This is a genomic window from Nocardia sp. NPDC055053, from assembly GCF_053608285.1.
Map to the genome: position 1 here is coordinate 119,786 of NZ_JBSGVD010000003.1, position 13,925 is coordinate 133,710.

Annotated in this window: 12 protein-coding genes; 3 read left to right on the plus strand and 9 right to left on the minus strand. The window is 68.0% G+C overall.

Features of this window, described 5'->3' with window-relative positions:
- Positions 1 to 12 precede the first annotated feature (12 nt).
- Complete coding sequence (locus ACWF82_RS04360; RefSeq protein ID WP_452497880.1) at positions 13 to 426, plus strand: DUF6924 domain-containing protein; 414 nt, start codon at positions 13 to 15, stop codon at positions 424 to 426.
- Positions 427 to 451: 25 nt separating this feature from the next.
- Here the strand turns inward: ACWF82_RS04360 and ACWF82_RS04365 are convergent, their stop codons facing one another.
- Genes ACWF82_RS04365 through ACWF82_RS04380 form a run of 4 tightly spaced genes read right to left on the minus strand, consistent with a single transcriptional unit; the run spans position 452 to position 4,901 of the window.
- Entirely contained in the window at positions 452 to 1,270 is an 819-nt protein-coding gene (locus ACWF82_RS04365) for a cyclase family protein (protein WP_452497882.1), read from the minus strand.
- Between the two features lie 54 nt (positions 1,271 to 1,324).
- Positions 1,325 to 3,412, minus strand: a complete 2,088-nt coding sequence (locus ACWF82_RS04370) for a xanthine dehydrogenase family protein molybdopterin-binding subunit (protein ID WP_452497884.1) — start codon at positions 3,410 to 3,412, stop codon at positions 1,325 to 1,327.
- On the minus strand, positions 3,409 to 4,401 hold the full coding sequence (locus tag ACWF82_RS04375; protein ID WP_452497886.1) for an FAD binding domain-containing protein: 993 nt from the start codon (positions 4,399 to 4,401) through the stop codon (positions 3,409 to 3,411). The genes ACWF82_RS04370 and ACWF82_RS04375 overlap by 4 nt, the downstream gene beginning before the upstream one ends.
- The gene (locus ACWF82_RS04380) at positions 4,398 to 4,901 is read right to left on the minus strand and encodes a 2Fe-2S iron-sulfur cluster-binding protein (protein WP_452497888.1); all 504 of its coding nucleotides are present in this window, start codon (positions 4,899 to 4,901) and stop codon (positions 4,398 to 4,400) included. The genes ACWF82_RS04375 and ACWF82_RS04380 overlap by 4 nt, the downstream gene beginning before the upstream one ends.
- 252 nt (positions 4,902 to 5,153) lie before the next feature.
- On the opposite strand from ACWF82_RS04380, the gene ACWF82_RS04385 reads away from it, so the two are divergent.
- Both ACWF82_RS04385 and ACWF82_RS04390 read left to right on the plus strand, forming a co-directional pair.
- Positions 5,154 to 5,621 carry an SRPBCC family protein gene (locus ACWF82_RS04385; RefSeq protein ID WP_452497890.1) on the plus strand — a complete coding sequence of 156 codons (468 nt, stop codon included), beginning with the start codon at positions 5,154 to 5,156 and terminating at the stop codon, positions 5,619 to 5,621.
- Positions 5,622 to 5,740: 119 nt separating this feature from the next.
- The gene (locus tag ACWF82_RS04390; RefSeq protein ID WP_452497892.1) at positions 5,741 to 7,627 is read left to right on the plus strand and encodes a serine/threonine-protein kinase; all 1,887 of its coding nucleotides are present in this window, start codon (positions 5,741 to 5,743) and stop codon (positions 7,625 to 7,627) included.
- On the opposite strand, the gene ACWF82_RS04395 is transcribed toward ACWF82_RS04390, so the two are convergent.
- The 5 genes from ACWF82_RS04395 to ACWF82_RS04415 form a co-directional block, all read right to left on the minus strand.
- Positions 7,628 to 8,620 (minus strand): mechanosensitive ion channel family protein, encoded by a 993-nt coding sequence (locus ACWF82_RS04395; protein WP_452497894.1) that lies wholly within the window; start codon positions 8,618 to 8,620, stop codon positions 7,628 to 7,630. It abuts the gene before it with no gap.
- A gap of 224 nt (positions 8,621 to 8,844) precedes the next feature.
- Complete coding sequence (fadD11, locus tag ACWF82_RS04400; protein WP_452497896.1) at positions 8,845 to 10,644, minus strand: fatty acid--CoA ligase FadD11; 1,800 nt, start codon at positions 10,642 to 10,644, stop codon at positions 8,845 to 8,847.
- A 19-nt stretch (positions 10,645 to 10,663) separates the two neighbouring features.
- The gene (locus ACWF82_RS04405; RefSeq protein ID WP_452497898.1) at positions 10,664 to 11,596 is read right to left on the minus strand and encodes an alpha/beta hydrolase; all 933 of its coding nucleotides are present in this window, start codon (positions 11,594 to 11,596) and stop codon (positions 10,664 to 10,666) included.
- Positions 11,593 to 12,474, minus strand: a complete 882-nt coding sequence (locus ACWF82_RS04410; protein ID WP_452497900.1) for a short-chain dehydrogenase/reductase — start codon at positions 12,472 to 12,474, stop codon at positions 11,593 to 11,595. The genes ACWF82_RS04405 and ACWF82_RS04410 overlap by 4 nt, the downstream gene beginning before the upstream one ends.
- Entirely contained in the window at positions 12,474 to 13,925 is a 1,452-nt protein-coding gene (locus tag ACWF82_RS04415; protein ID WP_452497902.1) for a flavin-containing monooxygenase, read from the minus strand. The genes ACWF82_RS04410 and ACWF82_RS04415 overlap by 1 nt, the downstream gene beginning before the upstream one ends.

Here is a 13,925-nt window from a genome sequence, read left to right on the forward strand (position 1 = left end):
ACAATCGGGCCTATGGCACGATCTCTGCCCCAGGGCGAATCGCTTCTGGTACGTACGGACTTCACCGACGACGCGGCCTGGGCCCACACCCTCGCCGCGGTCATGGCGTCCTACGACGAAGACACGACAACCGAGCTGACACCCGTCGACGACGTGGCCTTCGACGGACTGACCCCCGCCGACCTGGGTGATCTGCTCGACGGCCAGACCTACGTATTCCTCGCCGACACCACCACGATGACCGATCCCGAGCATCCACTGCTGGCGGTCGACACCAGCGACGAGGATGCCGGCGACGCGGTTTTCCGGCTCGCGCCGATCGCGATGGCAGAGGTCGAGGTCAACTTCGCCCTCTCCAACATGGACTTCGAGGACTACGCGGGCAGCGTCGACGACGACGGAGTCTTCCGCGGCTTCGATCGGTGAACGCTGCCCCGACCGGTGACACCGGTCAGGTGAGGGCGAGGACCCGGCACGGTCCGCCGGTGCCGCCCGCGTGTTTCGGTGCGCCGACGACGACCGTCGCACCCGTCACCGGTACCGCGGCGAGGTTGGCGAGCATCTCCACGCCGTAGCGGCCGGCGCCGAGAATAGCTGTGTGCGCGCCGAATTCGGGGTCGGCACCGGAATCCAGGCTGAGTGTGTCGACGCCGGCACCGACGATTCCGCAGTGCGCGACAAGGTAGTCCGCGGCTTCGGCGGAGAATCCCGGCGCGTGCGGCTTCCCTCGCTCGTCGAGATTGAGGAAGGTCGACGGGTGGGCGATGCGGCCTTCCCAGCCGGAATACATCGCGACGAAGGCGCGCTCCGGGATTTCCCCGTGCTGCGAGCGCCACCTGTCGATGTCGGCCACAGTCACCATCGCGTCGGCGTCGGCGGCGGCCTCGGCACTGATGTCGATGACGACGAGCGGCGCGACGAGGTCGTCGACCGCGAGGGCATCGGTGGTGGTGGCGCCGGGGATTCGATGCGCCGGAGCGTCGAGGTGGGTGCCGGTGTGCTCCCAGTAGCCGAGCGCGAACTGGCCGAACCCACCCGAGGAGTGCCAGGCCACCGGGATCTTGACCATCGGCGGATTTCCCGGCCAGACCGGCAGTTCGGGTGTCAGCGTGTGGGTCAGATCGACGACGACGCCGGAGCGGGGCGCGGCAAGGGCAGGCGCGGGTGCCACCGCGGCCAGTGCGGTGAGCCCCGCCAGGCCCAGCAGAGCTCGCCGGCTGGGTCGTGGCGCACCGTCGTGGGCGAGACGAACGATCTCGGGGGTGCACATCGGACTCAAGATAGTCGAACGGGCCAGGTCCGGCGCCTGATCAGGGCGGCCGTGTCACATCACCCCGAGCAGGTCTTCGAGACGGATCGGCAGGTCACGGATACGCACACCGGTGGCGTGATAGATCGCGTTGCCCACCGCCGCGGCCGAGCCGACGATGCCGATCTCGCCGATTCCCTTGGAGCCCATGGGGTTGACGTGCGGATCGTATTCGTCGATCCAGCTCACGTCGATGTCGCCGACATCGGCGTTGGCCGGGAGGTGGTAGCCGGCGAGGTCGTGGTTGACCACCTGCCCGAAACGCTCGTCGAATTGGCTCTGTTCGAGCAGCGCCATCGACACTCCCATGGTGATGCCGCCGATGAATTGCGAACGCGCCGTCAGCGGATTGATGATGCGGCCGGCGGCGAACACGCTGACCACGCGCGGCACCCGGATCTCGGCGGTGTCGATGTCCACCCGGACCTCGACGAAGTGTGCGCCGAAAGCGTGCGTCGAATAGTCCTCGCGCGCGGGATCTTTGGGAGCTGCCAAGGTGATCTCGGCACCGTCGGCGGGTTCGGTCCCGTATCGATCCCGGAAGGCCGTCGCGGCCGCCACCACGGCAGAGCCCCAGGACGCCATGCCGCTCGACCCACCCGCGACCGATCCGGCGGGCAGGCGGGAATCGCCGATGCGCAGATCGATCCGGTGCTGGTCGATACCGAGGGCGTCGGCGGCGATCTGACCGAGGGTCGTCCAGGTGCCGGTGCCGAGGTCAACGGCGTCGATGGCGACTTCGTATCGCTCGCCGGTCCACCGCACCCTGGCACTGTTTCCGCCGGCCACATCGGCCGGATAGGTCGCCGCCGCGACCCCGGACCCGACCAGACATCGCCCCGCACGCCGCGACCTCGGTGCGGGATCGCGATCCGCCCAGCCGAAGCGCTCGGCTCCCGCGCGGAGGCATTCGACCAGCCCGCGGCTCGAGAACGGGCGCCCCGACTCCGGGTCGACCTCGGGTTCGTTGTGGAGGCGCAACGCGATCGGGTCCATCCCGAGGGCGACCGCGAGTTCGTCGATCGCCGTCTCGGCGGCATACATGCCAGGACAGTGCCCCGGCGCGCGCATCCACGACGTGACGGGCACATCCAATGCCGCGAGGCGATGGGAGGTCGAACGGTTGGTGGCCGAGTACATCATCCGGGAGGCGACAGCGGACTGCTCGGCGAATTCCTTGACCGTGGAGGTCAGTTCGACCACATCGTGGGCGATCGCGGTCAGGGTGCCGTCCCGATGCGCGCCGAGCCGGACCCGCTGGATGGTCGGCGTGCGGTAGCCGGTGAGCGAGAACAGCTGCTGCCTGGTCAACGGCAGCTTCACCGGTCGGCCGTCGACGAGTTTCGCCGCCATCGCCGCGAGCACGATATTGGCGTGCGGTTCGCCCTTGGAACCGAAGCCGCCACCGACGTAGGGCGCGATGACCTGGACCTGCTCGGGGTCCAGCCCGAACAACGACGCGATCGTGGACCGCACGACATGCGGGCCCTGGGTGGAGTCGAACAGGACCAGCGTGTCGCCGGTCCACCGCGCGACGGTGGCGTGTGGCTCCATCGCATTGTTGTGGACCATCGAGGTCGTGTAGGTGTGGTCGATCGTCACCGGTGCGAGCTCGAGCGCGGTGTCAACGTCGCCGATGGAGGTATCGGTGGCGAAGCCTCCGCTGACGTCGTCAGGCGCGTAGAGGTCGTCCCGGTCCGCGCTCAGGATGACATCGCCGGGGCTCTCGTCGTAGGTCACCCGCACCTGCGCCGCCGCTTCACGGGCGACCTCGGGGCTGGTCGCGACGACCGCGCCGATCAGCTGACCGCGGAAGGCCACGTCGTCGTTCTGCAGGATGAACAGCTCGTTGTCGTCGTCGTCGGCCAACCGCGCGGCATTGTGCCGGGTGAGCACGGCGACGACGCCGTCGATGCGCTCGGCCGCGCTCGTGTCGATCTCCCGCACCCGGCCACGGATGATGGTCGCCTGGATCGGATAACCGTGCAGCGGGTCCCGCTGTGGATGTTCCATCGCGTAGGGCGCACGACCGCGCAGCTTCGCCGGGCCGTCGATCCGGGTGGGCGAAGTACCCATCGCCCGTGGACGAATCGGAGAGCTCATCGCGCCTCCTGCTCTGTCAGTGCGCGCAGCGTCGCGACGAGGACATTGCGTGCCAACGGGATCTTGAACGCGTTCTGGCGCTGTGGCCGCGCGGCGGCGAGCTCGGCGTCCGCGGCGGCGGCGAAGTTCCGCTCGGTGGCAGCGGTGCCGCGCAGCGCGTCCTCGGCGGCGCGGGCTCGCCACGGCTTGTGCGCGACCCCGCCGAACGCGATCCGCGCGTCGCGCACGACACCGTCGGCGATATCGAGCGCCGCCGCCACCGACACCAGCGCGAACGCGAAGGACGCGCGATCGCGCACCTTGCGGTAGGTGGACCTGGTTGCCCAGTCCAGCGCGGGCACGTCGACAGCGGTGATCAGGTCGCCGTGTTCGAGCACGGTGTCGCGCTCGGGTTCGGCACCGGGCAGCCGATGCAGGTCGACGACGGGGATTTCGCGTTCGCCGTTCGCGCCGAGCACCCGCACCACCGCGTCCAGCGCGGCCAGCGCCACCGCCATGTCCGACGGATGGGTGGCGATGCAGTCGCCGGACGCGCCGAAGATGGCATGTTCCCGATCGAATCCGCCGATCGCCGAGCAACCGCTGCCCGGTTCCCGTTTGTTGCACGGCGTGGCCGGATCCTGGAAGTAGGGACACCGGGTGCGTTGCAGCAGGTTGCCGCCGGTGGTGGCCAGGTTGCGCAGCTGCGCCGACGCGCCGGCCAGCAGCGCCGACGACAGCATCGGATAGCGCGCCCGGATGATCGGGTGGGCGGCCAGATCGGCATTGCGCACGGCCGCGCCGATGCGCACGCTCCCCCCTGGACGCTCGGTCACCTCGTCGAACGGCAGCCTGCTGACATCGACCAACCGGCCGGGAGCGATGATCCCGAGCTTGAGATGATCGACGAGATTGGTTCCCGCGCCGAGGAATACGGCATCGGGCTGGGCGAGAACCGCGGCGACCGCCCCCGCCGCGTCGTCGGCGCGCTCGTAGGCGAACTCCCTCATCGCCCGGCCTCCAGGATCGCCGCGACGATGTTCGGATAGGCACCGCAGCGGCACAGATTGCCGCTCATCCGCTCGCGGATCTCCTCGGCGCTCAGTGCGATCCCGGCGGTCGCGTCGGCGGTCACCAGGCTCGGCGCGCCCGCCTTCATCTCGTCGAGCATGCCGACCGCCGAGCAGATCTGGCCCGGCGTGCAGTACCCGCACTGGAAGCCGTCGTGCGCGAGGAACGCCTGCTGGACCGGATGCAGCTCGTCACCGTCGGCGAGCCCGTCGGCGGTGACGATCGTCGCGCCGTCGTTGGCCACGGCCAGGGCAAGGCAGAGGGTGGCCCTGCGCCCGTCCAGCAGAACGGTGCACGACCCGCACTGCCCGTGATCACACCCCTTCTTCGGGGTCGTCACGCCCAGCTGTTCACGCAGGACGTCCAGCAGGGTGGCTCTGGTGTCGACGGTGACCGTCCGGTTCTGTCCGTCGATGGTCAAACTGATCTGCGCGCGCATCGAAGATGCCTCTCGCCGGGGGGACACCGATTCCACATCGACCAACGCAGCGGAGCTTCCGGCCCGCTACCAGTTTCTGTCCATCCTTGTGCTCACACGCCCGTCCGCCACGCTACCAATGCGCGGTCCCCGAACCGTGCGCCGCCGAGGCACTCTCGTTTGCGCTGTGCGGCGCCGGGTATGGGCCGCACTGTACGAGAAACCGAATCCAGCCCGTCGCGGCGACGCGGCCGGGCTGGGGAAGGAGTACCAGTGAGCACGGTAGCCGCAACTGTCGATGTGGATGTCCCGATCCGGACCGCCTACAACCAGTGGACCCAGTTCGAGACATTTCCGCAGTTCATGGAGGGAGTCGAGCAGGTCAGTCAGCTCGACGACCGGCACACGCACTGGCGCATCCACGTCGGCCCGTCGACGCGCGAGTTCGACGCGACCATCACCGAGCAGCACCCGGACGAGCGCGTCGCGTGGAAATCCGACAGTGGACCCGAGCACGCCGGAGTCATCACCTTTCACCGACTCGACGACACCCATACCCGGATCACCGCGCAGATGGAGGTCGACCCGGAAGGGTTCGTCGAAACCGCCGCCGACAAGCTCGGCGTGCTGAAGCACCGCGTGCACGGTGACATGAACCGCTTCAAGCACTTCATCGAGAGCGAGGGCCTCGAAACCGGCGCATGGCGCGGCGACATCCCGCGCCCCGACGCCGGGTTCTAACCCCTCTACCTCGACACACAGAGGGTGGCGACCGGGACTCCCCGGTCGCCACCGCTGTGCTGGTGGGGCTCCGCGATAGCATTGAGCATGTCTCGGAGTTCGCCTCGGAGTGACGTGCGATGACCGAACCGGCAGAGGACGCCACAGCCGCTGTCGATCCGGGGGCGATGGCGTCGGCCGCCGGCGAGGAACTCGAACCCGGGGACCGGATCGACGACTTCGACCTGCTGCTCGAGCTGGGCCACGGCGCGTTCGCCAGGGTATTCCTGGCGCGGCAACGCTCGATGCAGCGACTGGTGGCGGTGAAGATCTCCGCCGACCACGGCACCGAACCCCAGACCCTCGCCCGGCTGGAACACGAGTACATCGTCCGGGTCTACGACCAGCGTCTGCTCCCCCACCACGCGCTGAAGCTGCTGTACATGCAGTACCTACCGGGCGGAACGCTGGCATCGGTGCTGGAACGGGTCCGCGAGACCGCTCCGGAACAACGCGGCGGACAACTCCTGCTGGACGCCGTCGACGAAGCGCTGGCGGACAAGGGCGAGATCCGTACCTCGGACGCCCGGGTGCGGGACGAGATCGCCGCCCTGTCGTGGCCGGAGACGGTGGCCTGGCTGGGTCGCCGGCTCGCCGAGGCGGTGGACTATGCCGAGGGTCGTGGTGTGCTGCACCGCGACATCAAGCCGGCCAATGTGCTGCTCTCCGCCGACGGTGTGCCGAAGCTGGCCGATTTCAACATCAGCTTCAGCGATCATCTCGCGGGCAGCAATCCGGTGGCGTACTTCGGCGGATCCCTCGCCTACATGTCTCCGGAGCACCTCGAGGCGAGCCACCCGGGCCTGCCCGGCACGGTCGACGACCTGGACACGCGCAGCGACATCTACGCCCTCGGCGTCATGCTGTGGGAACTGCTGACCGGGCGGCGGCCCTTTCCCCGGATCGATGCGAAGGATTCGCAGGCAGCCGTCGAACAGCTCCTGGAGCTGCGTCGCCGCCCGATCGAGCAAGAATTCCTGGACGACCTCCCCGCCGACTGCCCGGCCTCGCTGCGCCGGGTGCTGCTGACGTGCATGTCGCCGAAACGGGAGGATCGGTGGGCCCATGGCGCGGAGCTGGCTCAGCAATTCGAGCTGTGCCTGGACCCGCGTGCCCGGGATCTGGTCGACCCGCCGCAGCGCAGCCACCGGCCGTCCGGGCCACTGTGGCCGATACCGATCCTGGTGATCGCGATCGGAGTGCCGAACGTCGTGGCGGCCGGATACAACTACTACTACAACAAAACCCTCATCGTCAGTACGCTCACGACCGAGGCCCAATATTCGTTCAACTATGTCGCCGCGATTCTGTATCCACTCGCCATCGCGGTTGCCACGGTATTGATTCTCTACGTCGCGCGCCGCCTCATTCTGGTACTCATCGGCTTGCACATGGGACGAAAATTTCCCGAGGAGACTCTCGCCAGGGCCCGGATCGATGCGCTACGCCTCGGCAACCGGGTGGCGGGGATCGCTTTCACCTTCTGGGCTCTCGGCGGCATCACCTTTCCGTTGCTGCTGAATCTGATCGCCGGCGGGGTTCCGGGTGGCACCTATGCCCATTTCATTCTGTCGGTGGCCGTGTGCGGCGCGATCGCGGTGGCGTATCCCAACTTCGCGATCACCTGGTATGTGGTGCGGTACCTGTACCCCGTTTTCCTTGTGCACGGACGGTCCGACGCCGCCGATGTCGAACACGTGCGCAGGCTCGGCGCTCGCACCGGTTTCTACCTCACGGTGGCGGCCGCGGTACCGATGCTGGGCGTCACCGGTATCACCTTCCTGCCCGGCACCGAGATCGATTCCATTGTCTGGGCGGTCCGCATACTGTGCGTCGGCGGCATCATCTGCTTCGTCATCGCCTATTTGCTGTTCGGCGTCATCAAGGAGGATCTCGCGGCGCTCGAACGCGTGGCGACCGCGTCCACCATCGCCTCGACCACCCAGTCGCACGCTGCCGGTGATTAGCTAGACGATCGAGGCGGGAATCTTCGGCAGGGCACTCGGGTGATGCCGGCCGAGCCAGTCCAGGAGCTCCTCCCGGACCGCGCACCGCAGATCCCACGCGTCGTCGGCATTCGACGTCGACATCGCCGCCCGCACCACGATATTGGTCGGCGTGCAGTCGGTGACCAGGAGGTTCCAGCTGCGCCCGTCCCACTCCGATCGGCCCCGCAGGAAGTCGTGCAAGTGCTCTCGCAGCAGCGGCACCGGTGTGCTGTGGTCGAGATGCAGCAACACTGTGCCGGTGACCTGCGGGCCGCCCCTCGACCAGTTCTCGTACGGCTTGCTGTTGAAGTAGGACACCGGCATGGTGAGCCTGCGGTCGTCCCAGATCCGCACCGTCAAGAAGGCGAGGGTGATTTCCTCCACGGTCCCCCATTCGCCCTCCACCACTACGGTGTCGCCGATTTTCACCGAATCCCCGAAAGCGATCTGCAGCCCCGCCACGAGATTGCTCAGCGTCGATTGCGCGGCGACACCCGCGATGATGCCGATCACTCCCGCGGAGGCCAGCAGCGAGGTTCCCAGCGTGCGCAAACTCGGGAACAACAACAGGATGGCCGCCGCCGCGGTCGTCACCACCAGCACAGAGGTGACGACACGGCGCACGAGTCCCAACTGCGTGCGCAACTGCCGCACCCGCGAAATCTCGCTGGTGCGCTCGGCATAACGGCGCAGCAGGTTCTCGGCGACCGCGTCGGCAGCACGCGCGACCAGCCACGCCGCCGCCAAGATCGCCGCCGCGGCAAGGATGTTGCGTATCACGGCATCGTGGCGTAGCTCCAGCTCCGCCAGCGGATAGGTGGTGTGCAGTGCCACCGCACCGAGCAACACCTGAAGCGGCAGTTGCACACGACGCAATTCCATCGGCAAATGGGTACCGGGCCGACGACGCGCGCTGTAGCGCAGCAGCCTGTCGAACAGCAGACCCGCCGACATCGTGATCGCGATCGTCACGAACACGACTGTCACCGGCCGAAGAATTTCCTCCACGAGATCGAACTCCTCTCGTCACCACCCCGGACCCGCTGCGCCGCCGCATGTTTCGCCGGCGGACAACCGCGGCCCGATGCACTCGCTTGTCCCACGCGCCCACTCGGTGAGTGTGTCGCTGCCGGGCGCTTACCCCTCTGACCGCGAGAGCCACATGACGATCCCGTTGCCCGCCACGACAGCGTCGATCAGACCGGCTCCTGGACGTGGTCGGCCGGGTTGTCGGCGTATAGTTCGGCGATCTCGGCCGCGTACTTGTCGGCAATCACCTTCCGCTTGAGCTTCATGGTCAGCGTGACCTCGTCGCCACCGGCTTCCCAGAACACCGGGAGGATCCGGAATCGCTTGACCTGTTCGACCCGCGAGAGTTTCGCGTTGCCCGTGGCGATGCCCGCGGCGATCTGTTTGATCACCTCGGGGTTCACGGCAAGCGCGGCGGCCGAGGCGTCGGGCAGATTGTGCTGGGCCGCATACGGTTCCGCGCCGTCGGCATCGAGCACGATCAGGGCGGTGTTGTAGGGCAGGGCGTCGCCGATCGTGGCCATGGCGCCGATCAGTGGGGTCGCTGCCTTGATGGCGTGTTCGATCGTTGTCGGCGACATGTTCTTGCCCGCCGCGTTGATGATGAGTTCTTTCTTGCGGTCGACCACCCGCAGGTAGCCGTCGTCGTCGACGGTCACCACGTCGCCGGTGCTCAGCCAGCCCTCGGCGTCGACGGCCTCGGCCGTCTTCTCCGGCTCGCCGCGGTAGCCCTTCATCACCAGCGGGCCCTTGACCAGCAGTTCACCGTCCTCGGCGATCCGCGACTCCATACCGGCCAGCAGTCGCCCGACCGTGCCGAGGCGGGTGTCGCTCGGATGGCTGACGCTGCAGATGCACGACAGTTCCGACATGCCCCAGATCTCCGAGATCGGCACACCGAGCCCGGCGAAGAAGCCGAGGGTCTGCGGCGGGATCGGCGCGGCGCCCGACAGCGCGAAGCGCAGACGGTCGAAACCGAGCTTGGCCCGCAGCTTCGACAGCACCAGTTCGTCGGCCTTGGCCCATTCGGCGGCCACCTCGCCGGGGATCGGCTGCCCGGCCAGCTGGTATTCACTGCGCTTGGCGCCCACCGACAACGCCCACTGCATGCCCTGCCTGCGCGTCTCGTCGGGTTCGTTCGCGACGACGAATTCGATGGCGGCCTTCAGCTTTTCCCACACCCGCGGCACCGCGCCCCAGATGGTCGGCCGCAGGTCCGCCAGCGCGGCGGCGATCAGCTTCGGATCCGGCACCGCGGTGACCTGCGTGCCGAACACTTCCTGAAGGTAGAGCGCGGTGAGCCGGTCGGCGATGTGGGCGCTGGGCATGAACGAGGTGATGGAGTCACCGAACTCGAAGCCGAGCACCTCGCCGAGGCCGTAGGCCTGGAACATCAGGTTCGCATGGGTCGTCTCGACGCCCTTGGGGTTTCCGGTGGTGCCCGAGGTGTAGATCAGGGTCGCCACATCGCCCGGTTCGACCGCACGCCAGGCGGCGTCGAAATCGAAATCGGGTGCGCCACCGGCGATCATCTCCGCCACCGGCACCGTCCCCTCGACGGCGTCGTCGATGCAGACGATGTGATCCAGCGGGACTCCGCTGTCACGAAGCCGCCGCACATACTGCGCCTCGCAGATCACCACGCGCGCACCAGCATTGCCCAGAACATGCGCGAGCTGCTCGGCGGACAGGGTGTTGTAGACGGAGAACGACGTCGCGCCCACATGCTGGGCACCCACCTCGATGGGGTAGAACTCGACGCGGTTGCTCATCATCAACGCGACGGTGTCGCCGCGCCGCACGCCGAGTGCCGCGAGACCGGCCGCGGCGTCTCGGACGCCGGCGGCGTATTCGCGCCAGGTCAGGGTTTGCGCGTCACCCGGGGTGCGCAATGCGACAGCGTCGGGATCAATGGTGGCGTTGTACTGGAATGCGGCACAGAGGGTTTCGAAACGTGCTGTCGACATAGTGTGATGTCTTCCGTGTTCAGACCGCGGTGGCGGCTTCGGGGTCGAGGAGAGAAGTGATGAATCGGCCCGCGGCGCCGAAGGCGAATCTGGCCTCGGGCGCGAGGGCGGGCATGACCTGGAATACGTGCATCTGATCCGGCCACACCTGCAGTTCGCACACCGCGCCGGCTCGGCGCAGGCGGTCCGCCAGTTCGATCGCGTCGGCCGCGAAATACTCCGTGCTACCGGTCTGGATCAGGGTGGGCGGCAACTCCGCGCCGTGCTCCGGCCGCAGTTCGAGGTGTTCGCTCGTGAAGTGGGCGATCGCTTTGGCCGACAGCGTGTAGGAGATCACCCCGTCGCGGTTCCGCTCCCCGGTGTGCGCGATCCGCAGCCCGAGGTCGGCCATCGGCGAGAACAGCACCAGCCCGCCCGGTCCGGGAATCCGCTTGCGGGCGTTGGCCAAAGCGAGGTCGGCGGCGAGGAATCCACCGGCCGAATCGCCGGCGACCACGATCCGGTCCGGCGAGTAGCCGCGCCGCAGCAGCCACCGATACGCGCGCGCCACATCCAGCTGGGCGCACGGGCTCGGATACTCCGGCGCCAGGCGATAGTCGACGACGAACACCCGGGTGCGGGCCGCCGTCGAAAGCCGCGATGCCACACCGCGATACGCCGCGGCCGACCCGGCGACGAACCCGCCGCCGTGCACGTACAGGATCACCGCGTCGGCGCGGGTGGCTTTCGGCCCCGTGACGAATTCACCGTGGACCGCACCGTCGTCGACCCGATCCACCGTGGTCCCGGCCAGGCTCGGCCCCACGGCCACCATCGCGATGTCGATCGCCAAGCGAGCCATCGGCAGCGTCGCGGTGGTGACCGGAATCGCGGCCGCCAACGGCCGCACCGTCCGCTCCGCCACCAGCCGAGCGGCCCTGGTCCGCAGCGAACCCCGCGCGCCCGGCGTCACCCGATGGTCCGTTGCTCGACGCGCTCGAGCAGGTCCTTGACCTTCGCACTGCCCGCGAGCTGCGCGTCAAGGACCACATTGACCGCGCCCCGCAGCAGCGCGTACGGCTCCCATCCGCTGGGTGCGATGGTCCGGGCCGCGCGCCGCCCGATGCCGTCGGCGATCACGGTCGCGGCGTGCGCGGCGGTGATCCGGACGTTCAGCGGCCAGGGCAGCATCTGGTCCAGTTCCCGGCCGAGGTCGTCCCGGTCGAGCATGGCGTGCGTCATCTCGGTCTCGACGACACCGAAGTAGGCCACCCCCGCGCTCGCCCCCGCCGCGGCGAGTTCCACCCGCAGCGCGCGCCCGAACTGCTCGACGGCGGCCTTGCTCATCATGTACGGCGACCCGGCCATACCCGGTGCGAACGACGCGCACGACGACACGACCACCACGTGACCACGCGCCGCGACGATGTGGTCGAGGGCCGGATGCACGGTGTTGAAACAACCTTCGAGGTTGATCGCCATCACCCGGTCGAATTCGCGCGGGTCCATCGTGCGTACCGTGGCTGGTTTCGGTGTGACCCCGGCATTGGCGACCACGACGTCGAGGTGACCGAAGGTGTCCACCGCGAGCCCGGTGGCTGCCACCATCGCCGCGCGGTCCCGCACGTCGGCCGCGATCGCCAGTGCTCGTGACCCGAGGCCTGCGGCGGCAGCCTCAGCGGCGATCTCGTCGACGTCGACGACGACCACGAATGCACCACGGGAGTAGAGAATCTCGGCCAGCTCGCGGCCGATCCCCTGTCCCGCGCCGGTGATCAGTACCGTCTTGTCGCGAACGTCGTAGGATCGGCGGGCGAACAGGCCGACAGGATTGAGCGCGGTGAGGTCCATCAGGCACTCACCTCATAGGACTCGGCATCGAACGCACTGGTGCGTTTCCGGTACTCGAAACTCCAGTTCGGATACAGACCGGCGTTGCGCCCGTCCGGCGTGGTGTAGTAGCTGTCGCAACCACCGGTGAGCCACACCGTGGACGCGCTGCGCCGATGCATCTCCTCGATGAACTCGTCCTGGGTCCGCTGCCGGACTTCCACCCGGTGAGCGCCCTTGTCGCGCAAGGTCTTCAGTGCGTCGACGATGTAGGCGACCTGGGATTCGATCATGAAGACCGCCGACTGGTTGCCCGCCGCGCCGAACGGTCCCAGGGTGAGGAAGAAGTTGGGGAACCCGGCCATCGCGGTCCCCAGGTAGGTCCGGCGGTGCTTGCGCATGAGGTCGCCAACCGACGCAGCGCTGCCGACGATCCGGTCGTAGACCGACGGCGCCGGGTCGAACCCGGTGCCGTAGATGATCGTGTCGACCGGGATCTCGGCTCCGGCCCAGGTGACGACGGAATGCGGGCGCACCTCGGCGATGCCGTCGGTGACCACGTCGACGTTGTCCTGGTCGAGGGCGGGCAGGTAGGCGTCGGAGAAGATCGCCCGCTTGCAGCCGATCATGTAGTCCGGCGTCAGTGTCTTGCGCAGCTCCGGATCCCGCACCTGACGGCGCAACTGCCAGCGGCCGAGCAGCTCGTAGGGGTGCCGGAAGCGGTTGTCGACGAACCCGACCAGCCCGAAACCCTCGATCGCCGCGTACCACGCGCCGCGAACAGCCTTGCCTGCCAAGGGAAGTTTGCGCAGCACGAAGCGCTCCGCACCCAGCGTCGGCCGGTCCATGCGCGGGATGATCCACGGCGCGGAACGCTGGAAGACGGTGAGCGCAGCCACCTTCGGCTGGATCTCCGGCACGAACTGCACCGCCGAGGCACCGGTGCCGATCACCGCCACCCGTTCACCGGTGAGATCGTGCTCGTGGTCCCAGTGCAGGGAGTGGAATGTCTTGCCCGCGAAAGTGTCCAGGCCGGGCAGCGTCGGGTATTTCGCCTCGGCGAAGACGCCGGCGGCCGAGATCAGGTAGTCCGCGGTGAGCGGACCCTGCGAGGTCTCGATGTGCCACAGCGAGCGTCGCTCGTCCCAGCGGGCCTCGAGCAGTTCGGTGTTCAACCGGATGTGCTGGACCACATCGAATGTCGTCGCCACCGAGCGGATGTAGGCCAGGATCTCCGACTGCTTGCCGTAGGTCCGTGACCAGTCGGGATTGGGCGCGAACGAGTAGCTGTAGAGCTGCGACGGCACGTCGCACGCGCACCCCGGGTACGTGTTGGCCTGCCAGGTCCCGCCCAGATCCGCGGCACGTTCGAGGATGACGAGATCGTCGAATCCGGCCTCGCGCAATTTGATCGCGAGTCCGATGCCGCCGAATCCGGCACCGATCACGACGATGTGACGGTGTTCGGTCAT

Coding starts and splice junctions, on each gene's coding strand:
- ACWF82_RS04360 (WP_452497880.1), top strand. CDS start 13: ATGGCACGATCTCTGCCCCAGGGCGAATCGCTTCTGGTACGTACGGAC.
- ACWF82_RS04410 (WP_452497900.1), bottom strand. CDS start 12,474: ATGGACCTCACCGCGCTCAATCCTGTCGGCCTGTTCGCCCGCCGATCC.
- ACWF82_RS04390 (WP_452497892.1), top strand. CDS start 5,741: ATGACCGAACCGGCAGAGGACGCCACAGCCGCTGTCGATCCGGGGGCG.
- ACWF82_RS04365 (WP_452497882.1), bottom strand. CDS start 1,270: ATGTGCACCCCCGAGATCGTTCGTCTCGCCCACGACGGTGCGCCACGA.
- ACWF82_RS04370 (WP_452497884.1), bottom strand. CDS start 3,412: ATGAGCTCTCCGATTCGTCCACGGGCGATGGGTACTTCGCCCACCCGG.
- ACWF82_RS04415 (WP_452497902.1), bottom strand. CDS start 13,925: ATGACCGAACACCGTCACATCGTCGTGATCGGTGCCGGATTCGGCGGC.
- ACWF82_RS04380 (WP_452497888.1), bottom strand. CDS start 4,901: ATGCGCGCGCAGATCAGTTTGACCATCGACGGACAGAACCGGACGGTC.
- ACWF82_RS04375 (WP_452497886.1), bottom strand. CDS start 4,401: ATGAGGGAGTTCGCCTACGAGCGCGCCGACGACGCGGCGGGGGCGGTC.
- fadD11 (WP_452497896.1), bottom strand. CDS start 10,644: ATGTCGACAGCACGTTTCGAAACCCTCTGTGCCGCATTCCAGTACAAC.